The following is a 16,990-nucleotide window of genomic DNA, read 5'->3' on the forward strand; positions in this document are numbered from 1 at the left end:
TATCCTGCCCCCCGATCAATGGTCGTGGCCCGCGCCGGACTTTTCGATGTCGGCGCGAACGAGGAAACTGCCCTTGGTGACATAGGCGGTGCCGGGCTTGATGCCCGACAGGACCTCGGTCCATTCGGGCGACGAACGGCCGAGCTTCAGCATGCGGACCTCATAGTCCTGCCCGAAATTGGCATAGACCACCTTGAAGTCGCGGAAGGGCTGGATCGCCTCGGTGCGCACCGCGAGTGGCACGGTGACGGGATTGACCATTACGCGGCCGCGCAAGGCCATGCCGGGCCGAAGCGTCCCCGAGCGGTTGGGGATCGTCGCGCGAATGAGCGCGATGCCCGCCTCGACATTGCCGTCGGGCAGGAACTGTCCGAGCGGCGCGGTCGCGATCGCGGCGCCATCCTGCGTCTCCACCGTCACCCGCATCCCCGGTCGGATGATCGCGAGGTCGCGGGGGAAGATGTTGAAGACGACCGTGGTCTGCGCCGGGTCGGTAACCACATAGAGTGCGCGCCCGTCGGTGACGTCACCGGGATTTGCGTTGCGCTCCGCGACCACGCCGCCGACCGTCGCATAGACCGGATAGACCTGGAGGCTCTCGCTCGACTCGATCCGCGCGAGAAGCTCTCCGCGGCGGACGCTGTCGCCCACCGCCTTGGTCACCGACACGACGCGGCCGGGGAACTGGCCGCGAATTTCGGAACGGGCGGTCGGAGACAATTGGACGGTGCCGTAGAGTTCGCGCATCTCGCCCACCGTCGCCGGACCGACGACAGCGGTTTCGATGCCTCCGGCCTTGGCGGCGTCCGTCGCGATCCGGGTGCGACCCTCGGGGTTCGCATATTTCCAGACGTGGCGTTTACCGCCCGTCACCGCGACGACTTCGACATCGAAGCTGTGCGGTTCGGTAACGACCCCCTGCCCTGCGAGGAACTTGCCTTGCGGGCGGAAGGTGAAGCGATCGACGTCGCCGCCTAGACGGGTGAGCGTGATCGCGAGCTGGACATCCTTGGGATCGACCGGCTTCCCGCCCCGCGTTGCGAAGACGCGGAATTGCGGTTCGGTGCCATTCTCGAAGATCGTCACCTCGACGGCGAAATCGCCATTCTTGAGCAATTTGCCGCCGTTCGGGCCTTTGGCATCTTCCTCGCCTTCGCCCTCGGCGTGGCTTTCGCCTTCTTCATGCTTGTCTTCGCCCTCGGCGCCGCCGCCGCCGCAGGCAGCGAGAGGCACGGCAAGAAACAGCGCCGCGGCAGCGGCGGGAAATGGAAACTTCTTCATGGAATATTCTCCGCAAGGGGAGCCGCATCGAAGCGGCCGGTCAGGCGATCGATCTCCGCGAGCAAATCGCGGTAGCGCGTCATGGCCTCGGCCCACTGACCCTGGATCTGGATGATGACGTCGGCGGCATCCTGCACGTCTGCGAACAGGAACCCGCCGCGGGCATAGCCCTCGCGCACCTGGGCGAGCGTCTTCACCGCCTTCGGATAGACGTCGTTCATGATGCCCTCGGCCCGGACCCGCGCGGCGTCGGCGTCGGCGCGAAGCGTGGCGAGGCGCCGCAGCCGCTCGAGCCGGCTCGCCTCGGACTGAAACTCGAGCTGCCGCCGTTCGGCCTGCGCCCGGGCGATATTGCCCTGGTTGCGGTCGAAGCGTCCGAGCGGGATCGAGATGCCGCCGAGAACGGCGACATCATTGGTCTCGCGAAGGAAACGCGTGCCGCCCGACACCGTATAGTCCTGGTGCGCGCGGCTTTGCTCGACGACCACTTGCGCCCGCGCGCGATCGACGGCCGCGTCGAAGACGGCCGCATCGGCCTCGGCGAGCGGTGGATCGCGCGGATCGGGCTTTTCGATCCCCTCGGCAATCACGAGGCTGTCGGGCGTGCCGCCCCAGAAGGAAGCGAGCAGAGCGCGCGCCGACTGGCGCTTCGCCTGGACTTCTTTCAGGGCCAGTTCGGCTTCGAGAATGCGGGCATCGGCGCGCGTCTCGACGAACAGCGGATCCTTGTAACCCCGCACGCGGCGGATCGCCTCGCTGCGTATCTCCTTCTCGAGCTTGACGCGGTCCTCGGCGACCCAGACCATCTGCTCGGCGATCTGGACGTCGATATAGGCGCGCTGCACTTCCTGGGCGATGTCGAGCCGGACGAGCCGCCACTGCGCCTCGGCGAGAACGACGCCGCGCTCGGCAAGTGCCATCCGCGCCTCCCGCTTTCCGCCGCGTTCGAGCGGCTGCGAGTAGGTGACGGTCAGTTCCGACTGTCGGAACAGGCCATAGCCGCCCGTTCCGACGCCATTTTCCAGATCGACCGAGACGGTCGGATTGGGACGAACGCGAGCTTGCAGCTGGTCGGCACGCGCGGCGTCGACCCCCGCTTCACCCGCTCTGAGCTCGGGCGATGCAGCGATGGCCCGCTCGACCGCCTGGTCGAGCGTTAGCGGCTGAGCCCACACGGGCCCGGCCAGCAGCGCAGCCCCGGCCAACAGGGCGGCGCGCATATGGATATGCATAAATGATCACTCCTGAACGGTTCGACTGAGCGCAGGCCGGGAAGGGCCGCGCGGCAGGCGTCGTTCAGGCGAGGGGAGGGTTCAGGGGAGGCGCGAGGGCGCGCGACGCGAGGCGCGTCGCGGGCAGCGCGAAGTGCAGGCCGCCGGAAAAGCAGGTCAGATCGCTGTTCCCCGAAAGCGCTTGATCGGACGCCACCGGACAATTGTGGTGGCTTCCGTGCAGATCGGCGTCCTGCTTGCCGTCTGCGTCGCTGTCCGGCGCTTGTGGCACGTCCGCATGGTGGGCGAGATGGGAATCGGTCGCGTGGTGCGACATGCCGGCAGCCGCGGGCGCAGCATTATGAAGCCCGCTCAGCAGCAGGACGAACAGCATCAAGAGGCGGAGCGGAGCGCCGGACATCCGCGCGCCCCTAACAGCGAATAGCCTGTTCCGAAAGCCCAAAACCGGCTCAGCCTGGACGGCCGTCGCGCGTTGCCGCCGACCGGGCCGCCTCGATCAGTACCGCCAGGCCCTCCGGCATCGGCATCGGATCGAAGGCGCTCACGCGCGCGCGGCCATTGTTCCCGGCGGGTAGCCGACCGGTCAGCGAGCCGAGCGGCACGAGCAGGAGCCGCATCGCCTGACCGGCGGCTTCCCGGCTATCACCCAGTTCGATCGCATAGCGCAGCATGTGCCAGTGCGAGGCCAGGTGCGCGACCATAAAGGGCTGGCTCAATATATGTTCCCATTCCAGCGCCCGCCACGCGGCGGCTTCATCGCCGATTCGGCTTGATTCGCGAAACAGGCGATATTGGTCGCGCAGGAGCGGCGCGGCGATGGCCCTGCTAGGCGGTTTTGCAGTCGACGTCGTCATGCCGGGTCCCCCTTTTTGTCCAGGGCAAGCTTTTGCACCCTGTAGTAGATACAGGGTCAAGCCCTCATGTTACCGCTCGGCGCCTCGGGGCGCGGCTCCCGATTTACCGCCCTGTCCACGACGAATCCCGCTGCCGGCGCTCGGCCCGGTACAAAGGAAGGCAAGGGCAATAGCGTAAGGCAGCAAATAAATGTGAAAGAAAATCGCAGAACTATTGTGCTTAATGCCGGATTGTCCGACCGATATCCTTTTCTTTCCGACGGATCTATAAGTATTCCTATGACCGATACATGGCTTCGCTGCGATAATGAGATAACATTACAGCATCCCTTCGAGGGTTCGAAGAGTGCTGCCGAAGTTGATTGAAAATCTTCTACTTTTCATCGCGCTGTTTCGATGCTAGGGGCCGGTTCCAATGCGACGGGTGATCCTCTTCCTCCTGACCCTTCTCCTTGCATCCGGAACGGTTGCGGGGTCGCTCGCGCATGCGACCGAGGATCGGGCCGAGGCGAGCCTTTTTGTCGCGGCGATCGAGGCGGGCTGCGTGAGTCCGCCGGCTGCCGAAAACGCCGAGCCCGACAAGGAAAAATCGTCGCCCGGCGAAAAGCAGCAGGTTCCAGCCGCCGCTCATGGTTGCCATGGCCACCATTCGGGCGTGCCGGCGGAAACCTTTTCAGCAGCGACCGAAACCCCTGCCCCTGAAGCGCATACGCGCATCCTGACGGCCGCCTTGCCGCCCGTCGCCTATATCGGGACGTTCCGCCCTCCAATCGCCTGACGCTCTAGGTCTGCGCGCGCCCTCCGCGTGCGCTTCTCCCTGGAAACGTCAGGAGTCTCTTTTTCATGAAATCCATAGTTGTCGCCGCGAGTCTCGCGGCGCTCGTTGCAGGCGCAAATTCCGTGCCCGCCGCTGCCCAGTCGGCAGCGACGGAGCTGGTGGGACCGCCTTCGTCCGATAGCGAGGCGGTGCGTACCGGCCCGCTTCCCGCCCGATTGTCCCTCGCACAGGCGATGGAGGAAGCCGATGCGCGCTCCCCGCGCGTGGTTGCCGCGCAGGCCGAAGTGGAGGCCGCCCGCGGCCGCCAGCGTCAGGCGGGCTATCGCTTCAACCCCATCCTCAACGTCGATGTCGAGAATTTCGCCGGCACCGGTCCCTATTCGGGCCTGAACGGCCTCGAAACGACGGTGTCGGTCAATCAGCGCCTCGATATCGGCGGTCGGCGCCGTGCGCGTATGACGCTCGCCGATGCCGAGTTTCTCGCGGCCCAATATCGGCTAGAGATTGCCCGCGCCGATCTCGCGCTCGAGGTTCGCAACCAGTTCGCAACCGCGCTCGCCGCCCGCGACAGTCTGACGCTCGCGCGCGAAAATGAAGCGCGCGCTCGTGAGCTCGTCCGCGTCGCACAGGCGATGGTCGACACCGGCAACGAGCCGCCGCTGCGCGCCTTCCGGGCCAATGCGGCGCTGGTTCAGGCAACCGCCGAACTGCGCGCCGCCGAGGCCGAGGAACGGACGGCACGCCGTTCGCTCGCGGCGCTTCTCGGCAGCTCGGTGGCACCGGCCGAACTGGTCGAAGGCGACCTGTGGGCGATGCCCGCCACGGTCGACTCGCTCGCCACGCTCGACGTCAGGCTTGCCGAGACCGATCGCCTGATCGCCGAAGCTCGCCTCCAGGGGCAGCGTGCCGACGGTCGTCTCGACCCCTCGGTCGGCTTCGGGGTGCGGCAGCTTCGCGACACCGGCGATCGCGCTCTGATCGCCAATGTCTCGGTGCCGCTGCCGATCTTCGATCGCAACCGCGGCAATATCTCGGCAGCCAAGTCCGACGTCGCTGCCGCCATCGCGCGGCGGGAAAATGCGGTCGTCAATGCCGAGGCACAGATCGCCAACGCGAAGGCCGAACTCGAAGCCGCCGAGGCCCGCCTCGCGGCGCTCGAAGGCAGCGGCATCGAACAGGCGCGCGAAGGCGTGCGGCTCGCCGAGCTCAGCTACCGCGCCGGCAAGTCGACGCTCGTCGAATATATCGACGCGCAGCAAGCCTATGCCGCGACGCAGGCCGAGCTGATCGCGGCCCGGCAGGCCCGCGCCGAGGCGCGCGCGATCCTCTCGCGCCAGGCTGCGGCCGACGGCGACGCGGATCACCAGCCATGAGCGCGCCGGTTCCAGCAAACAGCGGGGCCGTCCGCCCCGCCTTCCTTCTTAATCAACAGGGGTGCGCTGCCGGTCGGCGCGCGAACCGCATCAACAGCGGAGATAGAATATGATCACCAAGGACAAGCGCCTTCTCGGCACCGTCGCGGGCGCGATGGCGCTCGCCGCCGTCACGGGCTTCGGCGTCGCGCGCTGCACCGCCGATCCGGCGCCGGCCCCCGCGGCCGAAGGCGGCGAGGAAGCGGCGAGCGAAGCCCTTCCGAGCAGCCTCGCCATCACCCCCGAAGCGATCAAGGCCGCCGAGATCGGCGTCGAACCGATCAACGCGGGCGGGCTGGGCTCGGAAATCATCTCGCAGGCGACCGTCACCGCTGCACCGAGCGGCGAGGCGATCGTGACCGCGCGGGCGGGCGGTGCCGTCACGCGCCTGTTCAAGCGGCTCGGCGACCCGGTTCGCGCGGGCGAAACGATCGCGATCGTTCAGAGCCGTGACGCCGCGCAGATCGCGGCCGAACGGGTCGCGGCCGATGCGCGCTCGACCCTCGCGCAGAAGAATCTCCACCGCGAGAAGACCCTGCTCGACCAGAAGGTCTCGGCGCGGGTCGATTATGAGCGGGCGCAGGCGGAGGCGGCAGCTGCCGCGGCGGAGGCGCAGCGCGCCCGCGCCGCAGCCAGTGCCGCGCAGGTGACGCGCGATGGAAGCAGCGTGATTGTCGCGAGCCCGATCTCGGGTCGCATCACCGCCGAGAGCGCGAGCCTCGGGGCCTTCGTGCAGCCCGAGACCGAATTGTTCCGGGTGGCCGACCCGTCGCAGGTCCAGATCGAGGCGGCCGTCGGTCCCGCCGACGCGCAGCGTCTGAGCCCCGGCGACAGGGCGATCATCGAACTGCCCGATGGCCGGACGATCGATGCGCGCGTGCGCGCCGTTACCCCGGGCCTTTCGGGTGACACGCGTTCGGCAACCGCCGTCCTCGACGTGCCGGGGTCGCTGCAGCCGGGCCTCGCGGTGCGCGTTCGCCTGCTCCCGAGCCGGGGCGCCGAAGCCGGCGGTCCTGCCCGGATCGTCATCGCCGACGAGGCGCTGCAAACGCTCGAAGGCCGCGACGTGGTCTTCGTGCGGACCAAGGATGGTTTCCGTGCCCAGAATGTCACCGTCGGCCAGCGCAGCGCCGGCCGCATCGAGATCCTCTCGGGTCTGAAGCCCGGCCAGATCGTCGCGACCAAGAACGCTTTCCTGCTCAAGGCCGAACTCGGCAAGGGCGCGGGCGAGGAGGAATAAACCGTGATCGCGAAACTGATGGCGCTATCCGTCCGCGCGCGCTGGGCGGTGCTATTTCTCTTCCTCGTCGTCGCGGGTCTCGGCGTCTGGCAGCTCACCAAGCTGCCGATCGACGCCGTGCCCGACATCACCAACAAGCAGGTCCAGATCAACACCATCGACCCGCGTCTCTCGCCGGTCGAAATCGAAAAGCTCGTTACCTATCCGATCGAAATCTCGCTGGCAGGCATTCCGGGGCTCGAGACGACACGCTCGATCTCGCGTAACGGTTTCAGCCAGGTGACGGCGATCTTCACCGACGAAACCGACCTCTATTTCGCGCGCCAGCAAGTGGGTGAACGCCTGCTGCAGGCGGGTGAAAATCTGCCCGACGGGGTTCAGCCCCAGATCGGGCCGGTGACGACGGGCCTCGGCGAAGTCGTCATGTACACCGTCGGCTACAAGAACCCCGACGGTAAAGGCGCCAAGAAGGTCGCCAATCAGCCCGGATGGCAGCCCGATGGCAGCTATCTGACCCCCGAAGGCGACATCCTCACCGACGAGGTCGCCAAGGCCGGTTATCTGCGCACGGTCCAGGACTGGATCGTGAGCCCGCAATTGAAGTCGGTCGGCGGCGTTGCCGGCGTCGACTCGATCGGCGGCTATGCCAAGACCTTCGTCGTCGAGCCCGATCCGACGCGGCTCACCAGCTACGGGATTTCCTACAGCGAACTTGGTGAAGCGCTCGAACGCGCCAACCTCGCGGTCGGTGCCAACTATTACAACCGGGCGGGCGAGGCCTATCTCGTGCGCGTCGATGCGCGCGTGCGCTCGGTCGACGAAATCCGCAATGCGGTCGTTGCGACGCGCGGCGGGGTTCCGGTGACCGTGGGTCAGCTCGCCAATGTGAGGATCGGCGGCGACCTTCGCACCGGTGCGGGCAGCATGAACGGCAAGGAGGCGGTGATCGGCACCGTGCTCATGCTGATCGGTCAGAACAGCCGCACCGTGGCCGAGGATGTCTCGGCGAAGATCGCCCAGATTTCGAAGACCCTCCCGCCGGGCGTCGAGGTCAAGGTGGTGCTCGATCGCGCCAAGCTTGTGAACGCAACGGTCGGAACCGTCGAGAAGAACCTCACCGAGGGCGCGCTGCTCGTGGCGGCCGCGCTCTTCTTCCTGCTCGGCAACTGGCGCGCCGCGATCATCGCGGTGCTCGTCATTCCCTTCTCCTTCCTGATGATGGCGATGGGCATGAACGCGTTCCATGTTCCCGGTAACCTGATGAGCCTCGGCGCGCTCGACTTCGGCCTGATCGTCGACGGCGCGGTGATCATCATTGAAAACTGTCTGGCGAGGTTGGCGCACAGGCAGGAACATGAAGGGAGATTGCTCAATCTGCGCGAACGTCTCGAGGAGACGATGCGCGCCAGCCAGGAGATGATCAAACCGACCGTCTTCGGGCAGGCGATCATCCTGCTCGCCTTCGCGCCGCTGCTGATGTTCACGGGCGTCGAGGGCAAGACCTTTTCGCCGATGGCCATCACCATCATGCTCGCGCTCGTGGCCGCCTTCATCCTCGCGATCACGCTCGTTCCCGCGCTCGTCGCGCTGATGATCCGCGGCAAGGTGGCCGAGAAGGAAGTCTGGGCCATCCGGAAGACCAAGGAACGCTATCTGCCCTTGCTCGACAAGGCGATCGCGAAGCCATGGACTTTCATTGCGGGCGGTCTCGCCTTCTTCCTGCTGGCAATCCCGCCCTTCGGTCTGCTTGGCTCGGAATTCATTCCGCAGCTCGACGAGAAGAATATGGCGCTCGCCTCAACGCGCGTGCCATCGGTCAGCCTTGAGCAGTCGCTCACGATGCAGCGCAATGTCGAGAACGCGATCTCCAAATTGCCCGAAGTCGAGCTGATGTTCTCAAAAACGGGTACCGCCGAGGTGGCGACCGACCCGATGCCGCCGAACGTTTCCGACGGCTTCGTCATCCTGAAGCCGCAGGATCAGTGGCCGGCGGGTGTCGATAGCAAGGCCGACGTCGTTGAGAGGATCGAGAAGGCCTCGGGCGGTCAGCTCGGGCAGATGTTCGAAGTCAGCCAGCCGATCCAGCTCCGCTTCAACGAGCTGATCGCGGGTGTCCGCGGCGACGTGGCCATCAAGCTCTATGGTGACGATCTCGACAAGATGTCGCTCGCCGCGAACGAGATGGTCCGTGTGCTTCAGGGCATTCCGGGTGCGGGCAGCGTCAAGGCCGACCAGGTGGGCGGCGCTCCGACGCTCGATGTGAAGCTCGATCGCAATGCGATCGCGCGCTACGGGCTGTCGGTGCAGGAGGTTGCCGACACGGTGTCGGCGGCGCTCGGCGGCCGCGAATCCGGCCTGCTCTACGAAGGCGACCGGCGCTTCGACATCACGGTTCGCGTCCCCGATGCGACCCGGGTCAATCTCGACGACATCCGCGCGCTGCCCGTGCTTCTGCCTTCCGAGGGCGGCAACCGCGGACAGATTCCGCTCGCCCAGGTGGCACAGATCCGGCTGACCGAAGGGCTCAACCAGATCAGCCGCGAAAATGGCAAGCGGCGCGTCGTCGTCCAGGTGAACCTCGAAGGCCGCGATGCGGGCTCCTTCGTGGCCGAAGCGCAGGCGAAGATCGCCAATGTGAAGCTACCGGCGGGCTATTACATTGAATGGGGTGGTCAGTTCGAAAGCCTCCAGGCGGCGTCGAAGCGGCTCTCGATCGTGGTGCCGCTCTGCTTCGCGGGCATCTTCATCCTGCTTTACATGGCACTTGGTACCTTCGGGCGTGCAACTGCCGTGTTCCTTGCGGTGCCGCTCGGTCTCGCGGGGGGGGTGTTCACCCTGGCGCTAACGGGCATCAACTTCTCGGTGTCGGCGGCGGTGGGCTTCATCTGCCTTGCCGGCGTCGCGGTCCTCAACGGTCTCGTCGTCATGACGGCGATACGCGAGCGGCTCGAGGATGGAACGCCTCTCGTCGAGGCGATCCGCGAGGGCATGACCGAGAAGATGCGTGCGGTGATCATGACCGGCTTCGTGCCCGCGATCGGCTTCGTGCCGATGGCGCTCGCGACCGGGACGGGTGCCGAGGTGCAGAAGCCGCTCGCGACGACCGTCATCGGCGGTCTCATCGCGGCGACGATCCTGACGCTTCTGGTTCTTCCCGCCATCGCCAAGGTGGTGCTCGGATCGAACTGGCAGCCCGGCTTCATGAAACGCAAGTCCGAACCGGCCGAAGCGCCGGTCACGGAATAGGAGAGGAACATGCAAAAAGCATCCAAGCTCTTGCGCGTCTACACCGACGAATCTGCCTTTTTCGGTGACCAGCGCGTCTTCGAGTTCATTTCCGAACTCGCCCGCCAGCAAAAGCTGGCGGGGGTAACCGTCCTTGAAGCGGTTCTCGGTTTCGGCCGCTCGGCGCATCTTCACCGCAAGCATGCGCTGGAGAATGACCGGGCGGTCGTGATCGAGATCATCGACGACGAGCAGAAGCTGCGCGACTTCGCGGCGCAGCTCGCCGAAATACCGGACATCGGGCTCATCACGCTCGAAGCGGTGGATATCCTCGGCGGGAAATCCGCCGCGGAGTCCCCTGATGTCCAGAGCTGACCGGCACCTTGCCGGTCTACACCGCGGCGCAGGTCCCCGGCCTGCGTCGCGGACCAGCTTGCGCGAGCGAGGGGGCAGCCGATGTTCTCGGTAGGTACCTCGCTCCGCTTGCCGGTCCCGATCGGGCGTGTCTGGCGCCTGCTCGTCGATATCGAGCGATACGGCGACTGGCATCCGACGCTCCGCTTCACCGATCGTCCCGGTGATGAAGAGCGGCTCGACTATGTCTATTCGCCGCGCGGGGCGCGTGGACCCGAACTGTCGGCCGAGGGCCGGATCACCGGTCTCGACTGGCTTTCGGGTTTCTCATGGCGGACCGGTATGCGCGGTCTGCTCGTCATCGAGGAGAGTTACCGGCTCGAAAAGCTCGGTCAGGGCGTCGAGGTCACACACCGGCTCGACTGCCGCGGCGTCTTCTCCTGGCTCGGCTATCCCTTTCTGCGCCGCGCCTGCTCGGTGTTCCTGCGCCGCTCGAACGCGGCGCTCGAAAAGCATTTCGGCCGCACGACCGTCCAGTCGCGTTATGCGCGGCCGAGCGGACGGCGCGCATGATTTTGAGTTCGAAACCTGGCCGTCGGAGGCCCCTCTCATTCGCCCCCCTCACCACGGGCAGGGGTCTCCGGCGGTCAGGGAGGTGCGGGAGCCGGGTCGCATCCCGAGAAGGTTCCCGCACCTCATCCTGCCGTGCGTTTAACATGCGCCCGGACCGCAATGCCGATCGCCAAGTGAAAAGGATCGCATCATGAGTGACCAGTTGCGGCTCGATATTCCGCTGCTCCTCCCCGAAGTCGCCGATACCGCCGACCGCTGCGTCGCGCGCCTGATGAGCGAACTCGAAGGACGCGAAGGCGTCGACAAGGTCCATGTGGTCCGGTCGAGCGACGCTTCGCCGCCGCAGCTCTGCATCCATTACCGTCCGGACATTCTCCCGCTCGAACGCGTGCGGCAGCTCGCGCGAAGCGCCGGCGCGGAGCTCACCGGCCAATATCAGCATCTCTTCTGGGACGATCTCGAGGGCGTCGGCCACGCGCGGCGCGCGCGGACGATCGGCCTTCGGCTTCGCGAAATGCCGGGCGTGATCGAAGCCGAAGTCGGCGCGGCGGGGACGCTGCGCGCCGAGTTCCAGCGCTCGGAAACCTCCATCGAAGCGATCAGAAAGGTATTGTCGGATATGGGCGTCACCCGGAAATCGGCTGCCGTCGCCGCGGCTGTCCCGGCACAAGCTGGACATGTGCATGGTGACGATGGTCATGATCATGGCCCCGATCACACCCACGGACCCGACCATAAGCATGGCCATACGGGGCCGGACGATCATGATCATGGTCATGACCATGGCGGGATATTCGGCGAACGCACCGAGCTGATTTTCGCCCTCCTTTGCGGTCTCGTCCTCGGCATCGGTTTCGCGATCGAGAAGTTCGAGGTCGCTCCCGGGTGGGTGAGCTTCGGCCTCTATCTTGCTGCCTATGGTTTCGGCGGCTGGTTCACCGTCCGTGAAGCGATCGAGAATCTGAAGCTCAAGCGCTTCGAGATCGACACGCTGATGCTCGTCGCCGCAGCCGGCGCGGCAGCGCTGGGCGCTTGGGCCGAAGGCGCGCTGCTTCTCTTCCTCTTCAGCTTGGGCCATGCGCTAGAACATTACGCCATGGGCCGCGCCAAGCGCGCGATCGAGGCGCTCGCCGAACTGGCGCCTCAGACCGCCGTGGTGAAGAACGACGACGGCAGCACGCGCGAAGTGGCGGTCGAGCTTCTGCAGATCGGCGACACGGTCGTGGTCAAGCCCAACGAGCGGCTCCCGGCTGACGGTTTTGTCGTCGCTGGGCGAACGGCAGTAGATCAGGCGCCCGTGACGGGAGAAAGCGTTCCCGTCGACAAAGAGCCTGTGCCGAGCCGCTCAATCGCCGCAGCAAGTCCCGATGCTATCGATTCAAAAAATCGGGTCTTCGCGGGTACGATCAACGGCTATGGGGTTATCCACGTTGCAGTGACACGGCTTGCCGGCGACTCTGCTCTCGCCAAAGTCGTTCAGATGGTAAGTGAAGCCGAAACGCAAAAGTCTCCGACCCAGCGATTCACCGACCGCTTCGAAAGGATTTTTGTTCCCAGCGTGCTCGCGTTGGTTTTTCTACTGCTCTTTTCCTGGGTCATTATAGACGAACCATTTCGCGACAGCTTCTATCGGGCAATGGCGGTCTTGGTTGCCGCTAGTCCCTGCGCGCTCGCAATAGCCACGCCGAGTGCTGTCCTTTCAGGGGTAGCCCGCGCCGCCCGTGGCGGTGTGCTCGTAAAGGGAGGTGGGCCGCTCGAAAGCCTCGGTTCGCTCACTGCACTGGCATTTGACAAGACCGGCACGCTTACGGAGGGGGAGCCACGGATTGTGTCCGTAATCCCTTCAGTCGATGTAACGGGCGACGAACTATTACGGGTTGCAATTTCGGTTGAACAGCTGAGCGATCATCCGCTGGCTCGCGCCATAGCTCGTGATGGCCGAGAACTGCTGGCTTCCGGGAATATTCCGGAAGCGCAGGATTTTAGAAGCCGCACTGGTGAGGGTGTCTCCGCGACCGTTGACGGCGAAGACGTGCTGATCGGGAAATCCGAGATGTTCGGGCGTAATGGTACGCCCCCCCTAGGTCCCGAACTCCTAGCAGAGATTGAGCGCTTGCGCTTGAACGGTCGGACCACAATGGCCGTTCGGAAGGGGACGCGCGACCTTGGGGTGATCGGACTAATGGACCAGCCCCGAAAATCAGCGCCTTCCACGATCTCTAAACTACGACACCTCGGGATTCGCCGCATGATCATGGTTTCGGGCGACAACCAGCAGGTCGCGGAGGCTGTCGCTGGTGAAGTCGGTATCGACGAGGCATGGGGCGACCTCATGCCTGATCAGAAAGTTGACGCCATACGCGATCTGAAGGCCAGGCAACCTGTAGCGATGGTCGGCGATGGCGTCAACGATGCTCCCGCTATGGCAAATGCTACCGTCGGCATCGCTATGGGGGCGGCTGGATCAGATGTCGCTCTTGAAGCCGCCGACGTCGCTTTGATGGCAGACGATCTCGCGCATCTGCCCTTCGCGATCGGTCTTAGTCGCCAGACGCGGCGGATCATTCGCCAGAATCTGGTCGTGAGCCTCGGCGTGGTTGTTGTCCTCGTGCCGGCGACGATCTTCGGGCTCGGTATCGGTCCCGCAGTCGCGGCGCATGAAGGTTCGACGCTCGTTGTTGTCGCCAACGCGCTGCGCCTGCTCGCCTATCGCGACCGCGTCGCGGACTGAGCGGTGACCAGGTCGCCGACGGCCCGGACCGCGCGTGCGAAGGAGGAAAGGAGACGTGATGGAGTTCGAGCGGGAGCATGATCTCCCCTATAGTCCGGAGCAGATATGGGCGGTTCTCGGCGACTTCGAGAACCACCGGATCTGGAATCCCTATGTCCGCATCGAGCGTTTGACCGAGGACCCGATCGCGATCCGCTATTCGATGCGAATGGATCCCCACAAGCCCAAGTTTCTCGAGGTTCCCGCTGCGGTAACGTCAGCGCGCCCCGGGGAAGAACTGATACTCGACGTGAAGCCTAGCTTCATCCTCCAGTTCGAGGAAAGCTACATCGTGACGCCGACGGCAAGCGGGACGAAGTTCGTCCACCGCTACCGCTGCCGCGGGCCCTTTGCCTGGCTCCGGCTTCCCGGCATCAAGACCAGCTTCCAGAGAATGATCGGGTCGATCGACGGCATCCTGCTCAGCTATCTCAAGTCCAAGTATAGCAAGCCGCAATCGCCGCCCCGGCGAACCAAACCGAAGTTCAGAGGTGGCCGGCGATGACGAGCTTTCCGCTTCTCGCTCCGCACAAATGGCGTCCGCTCGGCGCGGCCTGGACGATTGCCCTCTTGTCGAGCCTCGCCGTCCTCTTCGTCGGCGAGGTCATGGGTCAGGCACCGTGCGATCTCTGCTGGTTTCAGCGCGCCTTCATGTTCCCGCTCGCGATCATTCTCGGCATCGCCGCGTTCAAGTCGGACCGCGCCGTCATTCCTTACGGGCTGGCGCTGGCCGCGGGAGGCAGCCTCGTCGCCCTCTATCATAGCCTGCTCTATGCCGGCGTCATTCCGGCCCCGATCGTCCCCTGCACCGGCGGTCCCTCCTGCTCGGGCGAGAGCATGGCGATCGGAGGCGTGCCGCTGCCCCTCCTGTCGCTCACCGCTTTCGCGATCATCCTTATCCTCTTGCTCAACTTCCAAAGGAGACTGAAATCATGAACAGACGTATCGGAGTGGTGGCCACGCTTGTCGTTTCGGCACTCGCCTTCACCGGCGGCGCGATGCTCTACAGCGGAACCGCCGAGGGCGAACCCACGAAGAAGGTCGTGGCGGGGCCCGTCGACAGCCTCATTCGCCCGCACTCGCCGATCATCGGCCCCAAGAATGCCCCGGTCACGATCGTCGAATTCTTCGACCCGTCGTGCGAGGCCTGCCGCGCCTTCTATCCGACGGTGAAGGGCATCGTCGCCAAATATCCCAAGGATGTGCGTCTTGTGATGCGCTACCTGCCGCTGCACCCCGGCTCGGCCGAGGCGATCGTGATCCTCGAAGCCGCGCGCGTGCAGGGCAAGCTTGTGCCGGTGACGGCGGCGCTGCTCGAGGCGCAGCCCGACTGGCATGACGGGAAGATGGACGGCGCCTGGGCCGCGGCCGAGAAGGCCGGCCTCAATGTCGCGAAAGCGCGCGCGATGCCGACCGCCGATGCGATGTCCTGGATGGAACAGGACATTGCCGACGCGCGCGCGGTCGGCGTCAAGGGCACCCCGACATTTTTTGTCAATGGCGAGATGCTCGTCCAGCCCAGCCCCGAACAGGTCGAGGCCCGAGTCCAGGCCGCCGTCGCGGCAAAGGGCAAATGAGGGCCGCACCCGCCCCGCTTCGTCCACGCGGGGCGGGTGCCCACCATCCGTCGCGACGCTGTCTCTCCCGCCATCGGCCTGTCGCATGGACACGCCGGGTCACCGGCCGATCGGCGGCGGTGGAGGAAATATTCACAGCGCATTCAAGCATGAAGGGGGATTTTGACCGCCACGAAAAGGAGAGACTGACATGCGAAAACTGATGACGATCGCGGCTGCGATGCTCGCCTTCGCGGTCCCCGGAACGGCGCTTGCCCAGCATCATGGCGATCGCGGCGGATATAGCCGCGGCCATGATGCGCCGCGTGGCCACGACCGCGACTATCGTTCGAACCGGCACGACCAGCCCTATTATGGCAATGACCGGGGCTATCGCGGCTACGACCCCTATTATCGCGGATACGATCGCCGCTACGAACGCCGCGACCGCTACGAGCGGCGCTATCAGAAGCGCCGGATGCACCACCACCATCGCGGGCGTCACTGGCGCGGGTGAGCCGGCAGGGACGTTGGCGCCGGGATAGTGCTCGTCTAGGAAGGGCCGCTTCTATGGGGGGATAGATGATGCGGCACCGATCCGAGACATGGCTTGCCTGGTTTTCGCTTTTCGCGACGACGATCCATTTCACCCTCGAAACCTGGTATCATATGGTCTGGGGGCAGCCGCTTCAGGCGTTGCTCGTCGACTATATCAGCGTGGCGCTGATGATTTTCGGGGCCGTGACATCGCTCCGCATCAGGCCGCGTAGTGCGGCCGGCCTGCTGGCCGCCGCCTGGACCTATAATCTCGGCTTCGGGTGGCGGAGCGCCTTTGGCAGATTGGAGGCGCTGGAGCGCGGCGCAGCGCCGGTCAACGGCGAGGCGTCCTTCGTCCTCCCGATCGTCGCGGCCTCTCTCATGATCGCGGCGATCGTGATGGTCTGGGCGCTCTTTCTCGCCTGGAGGCAGGCGTTGAGCCCTTCACCGGCGAACGGCTGACGGCGGGCGCGACACCCGGCTGATCGCTATCGCCGCGCGCGGTAGATCGAAATCGAGCCGGTCGGCGTCGGGATGACTTTCATCTCTTCGACCGCCTCGAAACCCGCGGCTTTAAGGATTCCCGGGACGCAGCCCTTCGCGTTGGGTTCAGTATATTCGAACCCGTCGAGCAGCTGGATCTGGCGAAAAAGCATGCGCATCAGCAGCGACCGCTGCTCGCCATAGTCGGCTATGAAAAGAGTCCCGCCCGGCCTCAGGAGCCTGAACATCTGCGCGGCAATCGCTTCCTTGACGGCCATCGGGCACTGGTGAAGGACAAGGCTTGATACGATCTTGTCGCATTGCCGGAGTGCGTCGATGCCGTCCAGCTCGTCGCCCATGGCCTCGAACCATCGAATCTCGGTATCGGCAACCTCAGCCTTGGCGCGCGCGATTTCCAGCACGGCGGGGTCGGGATCGACCGCCAGAACTATGCTTTCCGGCGCCGACTGCTTGAGGGCGATTGCAAATGTTCCCGTGCCGCACCCGATGTCGACGATCCGCTCGCCCGGCCGCGGTTCGGCGAAGCGCAGCAAGTCGCTTCGCCATCTTTTCTCTCTGGTCATGAGGGCTATGGCGGCATCGTAGCGGTCGAGCGATCCGCTCTTGCCGAGTGCCGGGACGAAGTCTCTTTGTGCGTCTGACATGATGCCCCTCTACTAGGCGTCATCACGCAC

17 protein-coding genes are annotated in these 16,990 nt (G+C 65.2%); 12 read left to right on the forward strand and 5 right to left on the reverse strand.

Annotated elements, in window-relative coordinates; genetic code table 11:
- Window positions 1-15 precede the first annotated feature (15 nt).
- From MU856_RS18220 to MU856_RS18235, 4 genes are all read right to left on the reverse strand, one after another.
- Window positions 16-1,281, reverse strand: coding sequence for an efflux RND transporter periplasmic adaptor subunit (locus MU856_RS18220; RefSeq protein ID WP_186401319.1), 1,266 nt, complete (start codon window positions 1,279-1,281; stop codon window positions 16-18).
- Complete coding sequence (locus tag MU856_RS18225) at window positions 1,278-2,513, reverse strand: TolC family protein (protein ID WP_186401318.1); 1,236 nt, start codon at window positions 2,511-2,513, stop codon at window positions 1,278-1,280. Before MU856_RS18225 ends, MU856_RS18220 begins: the two co-directional genes overlap by 4 nt.
- 64 nt (window positions 2,514-2,577) lie before the next feature.
- A complete protein-coding gene (locus MU856_RS18230; protein ID WP_186401317.1) occupies window positions 2,578-2,913 on the reverse strand; it encodes a hypothetical protein in 336 nt (111 codons plus the stop codon).
- 49 nt (window positions 2,914-2,962) lie between these two features.
- Window positions 2,963-3,367: a DUF3703 domain-containing protein gene (locus MU856_RS18235; RefSeq protein WP_186401316.1), complete on the reverse strand. Its 405-nt coding sequence runs from the start codon at window positions 3,365-3,367 to the stop codon at window positions 2,963-2,965.
- Window positions 3,368-3,782: 415 nt separating this feature from the next.
- Between MU856_RS18235 and MU856_RS18240 the strand changes: the two genes are divergently transcribed.
- The 12 genes from MU856_RS18240 to MU856_RS18295 all read left to right on the forward strand — a co-directional run bounded on the left by MU856_RS18240 (window position 3,783) and on the right by MU856_RS18295 (window position 16,274).
- On the forward strand, window positions 3,783-4,145 hold the full coding sequence (locus MU856_RS18240) for a hypothetical protein (protein WP_186401315.1): 363 nt from the start codon (window positions 3,783-3,785) through the stop codon (window positions 4,143-4,145).
- Between the two features lie 65 nt (window positions 4,146-4,210).
- Window positions 4,211-5,518 carry a TolC family protein gene (locus tag MU856_RS18245; RefSeq protein WP_186401314.1) on the forward strand — a complete coding sequence of 436 codons (1,308 nt, stop codon included), beginning with the start codon at window positions 4,211-4,213 and terminating at the stop codon, window positions 5,516-5,518.
- A gap of 109 nt (window positions 5,519-5,627) precedes the next feature.
- Window positions 5,628-6,797, forward strand: a complete 1,170-nt coding sequence (locus tag MU856_RS18250; RefSeq protein ID WP_186401313.1) for an efflux RND transporter periplasmic adaptor subunit — start codon at window positions 5,628-5,630, stop codon at window positions 6,795-6,797.
- Window positions 6,798-6,800: 3 nt separating this feature from the next.
- Window positions 6,801-10,043 (forward strand): efflux RND transporter permease subunit, encoded by a 3,243-nt coding sequence (locus tag MU856_RS18255; RefSeq protein WP_186401312.1) that lies wholly within the window; start codon window positions 6,801-6,803, stop codon window positions 10,041-10,043.
- A gap of 9 nt (window positions 10,044-10,052) precedes the next feature.
- The gene (locus MU856_RS18260) at window positions 10,053-10,397 is read left to right on the forward strand and encodes a DUF190 domain-containing protein (protein WP_186401311.1); all 345 of its coding nucleotides are present in this window, start codon (window positions 10,053-10,055) and stop codon (window positions 10,395-10,397) included.
- An 81-nt stretch (window positions 10,398-10,478) separates the two neighbouring features.
- Complete coding sequence (locus MU856_RS18265; protein ID WP_186401310.1) at window positions 10,479-10,949, forward strand: SRPBCC family protein; 471 nt, start codon at window positions 10,479-10,481, stop codon at window positions 10,947-10,949.
- A gap of 190 nt (window positions 10,950-11,139) precedes the next feature.
- Complete coding sequence (locus MU856_RS18270) at window positions 11,140-13,680, forward strand: heavy metal translocating P-type ATPase (RefSeq protein WP_186401309.1); 2,541 nt, start codon at window positions 11,140-11,142, stop codon at window positions 13,678-13,680.
- Window positions 13,681-13,738: 58 nt separating this feature from the next.
- Window positions 13,739-14,224: an SRPBCC family protein gene (locus MU856_RS18275; protein ID WP_217372999.1), complete on the forward strand. Its 486-nt coding sequence runs from the start codon at window positions 13,739-13,741 to the stop codon at window positions 14,222-14,224.
- Window positions 14,221-14,655: a disulfide bond formation protein B gene (locus MU856_RS18280; protein ID WP_186401307.1), complete on the forward strand. Its 435-nt coding sequence runs from the start codon at window positions 14,221-14,223 to the stop codon at window positions 14,653-14,655. Before MU856_RS18275 ends, MU856_RS18280 begins: the two co-directional genes overlap by 4 nt.
- Window positions 14,652-15,296, forward strand: coding sequence for a DsbA family protein (locus tag MU856_RS18285; RefSeq protein WP_186401306.1), 645 nt, complete (start codon window positions 14,652-14,654; stop codon window positions 15,294-15,296). The genes MU856_RS18280 and MU856_RS18285 overlap by 4 nt, the downstream gene beginning before the upstream one ends.
- Before the next feature lie 190 nt (window positions 15,297-15,486).
- Window positions 15,487-15,792: a hypothetical protein gene (locus MU856_RS18290; RefSeq protein ID WP_186401305.1), complete on the forward strand. Its 306-nt coding sequence runs from the start codon at window positions 15,487-15,489 to the stop codon at window positions 15,790-15,792.
- A 65-nt stretch (window positions 15,793-15,857) separates the two neighbouring features.
- Window positions 15,858-16,274, forward strand: a complete 417-nt coding sequence (locus MU856_RS18295) for a hypothetical protein (protein WP_186401304.1) — start codon at window positions 15,858-15,860, stop codon at window positions 16,272-16,274.
- A gap of 26 nt (window positions 16,275-16,300) precedes the next feature.
- Here the strand turns inward: MU856_RS18295 and MU856_RS18300 are convergent, their stop codons facing one another.
- Window positions 16,301-16,960: a class I SAM-dependent methyltransferase gene (locus MU856_RS18300; protein WP_186401303.1), complete on the reverse strand. Its 660-nt coding sequence runs from the start codon at window positions 16,958-16,960 to the stop codon at window positions 16,301-16,303.
- Between the last annotated feature and the right edge of the window lie 30 nt (window positions 16,961-16,990).

The sequence above is a fragment of the Sphingopyxis sp. GC21 genome (assembly GCF_025727575.1).
In the GTDB taxonomy this organism is placed as follows: domain Bacteria; phylum Pseudomonadota; class Alphaproteobacteria; order Sphingomonadales; family Sphingomonadaceae; genus Sphingopyxis; species Sphingopyxis terrae_A.

Excerpts from the sequence above, each read along its gene's own strand:
- MU856_RS18220 (WP_186401319.1), bottom strand. The coding sequence starts at position 1,281 with ATGAAGAAGTTTCCATTTCCCGCCGCTGCCGCGGCGCTGTTTCTTGCC.
- MU856_RS18225 (WP_186401318.1), bottom strand. The coding sequence starts at position 2,513 with ATGCATATCCATATGCGCGCCGCCCTGTTGGCCGGGGCTGCGCTGCTG.
- MU856_RS18230 (WP_186401317.1), bottom strand. The coding sequence starts at position 2,913 with ATGTCCGGCGCTCCGCTCCGCCTCTTGATGCTGTTCGTCCTGCTGCTG.
- MU856_RS18235 (WP_186401316.1), bottom strand. The coding sequence starts at position 3,367 with ATGACGACGTCGACTGCAAAACCGCCTAGCAGGGCCATCGCCGCGCCG.
- MU856_RS18240 (WP_186401315.1), top strand. The coding sequence starts at position 3,783 with ATGCGACGGGTGATCCTCTTCCTCCTGACCCTTCTCCTTGCATCCGGA.
- MU856_RS18245 (WP_186401314.1), top strand. The coding sequence starts at position 4,211 with ATGAAATCCATAGTTGTCGCCGCGAGTCTCGCGGCGCTCGTTGCAGGC.
- MU856_RS18250 (WP_186401313.1), top strand. The coding sequence starts at position 5,628 with ATGATCACCAAGGACAAGCGCCTTCTCGGCACCGTCGCGGGCGCGATG.
- MU856_RS18260 (WP_186401311.1), top strand. The coding sequence starts at position 10,053 with ATGCAAAAAGCATCCAAGCTCTTGCGCGTCTACACCGACGAATCTGCC.
- MU856_RS18265 (WP_186401310.1), top strand. The coding sequence starts at position 10,479 with ATGTTCTCGGTAGGTACCTCGCTCCGCTTGCCGGTCCCGATCGGGCGT.
- MU856_RS18270 (WP_186401309.1), top strand. The coding sequence starts at position 11,140 with ATGAGTGACCAGTTGCGGCTCGATATTCCGCTGCTCCTCCCCGAAGTC.
- MU856_RS18275 (WP_217372999.1), top strand. The coding sequence starts at position 13,739 with ATGGAGTTCGAGCGGGAGCATGATCTCCCCTATAGTCCGGAGCAGATA.
- MU856_RS18280 (WP_186401307.1), top strand. The coding sequence starts at position 14,221 with ATGACGAGCTTTCCGCTTCTCGCTCCGCACAAATGGCGTCCGCTCGGC.
- MU856_RS18285 (WP_186401306.1), top strand. The coding sequence starts at position 14,652 with ATGAACAGACGTATCGGAGTGGTGGCCACGCTTGTCGTTTCGGCACTC.
- MU856_RS18290 (WP_186401305.1), top strand. The coding sequence starts at position 15,487 with ATGCGAAAACTGATGACGATCGCGGCTGCGATGCTCGCCTTCGCGGTC.
- MU856_RS18295 (WP_186401304.1), top strand. The coding sequence starts at position 15,858 with ATGATGCGGCACCGATCCGAGACATGGCTTGCCTGGTTTTCGCTTTTC.
- MU856_RS18300 (WP_186401303.1), bottom strand. The coding sequence starts at position 16,960 with ATGTCAGACGCACAAAGAGACTTCGTCCCGGCACTCGGCAAGAGCGGA.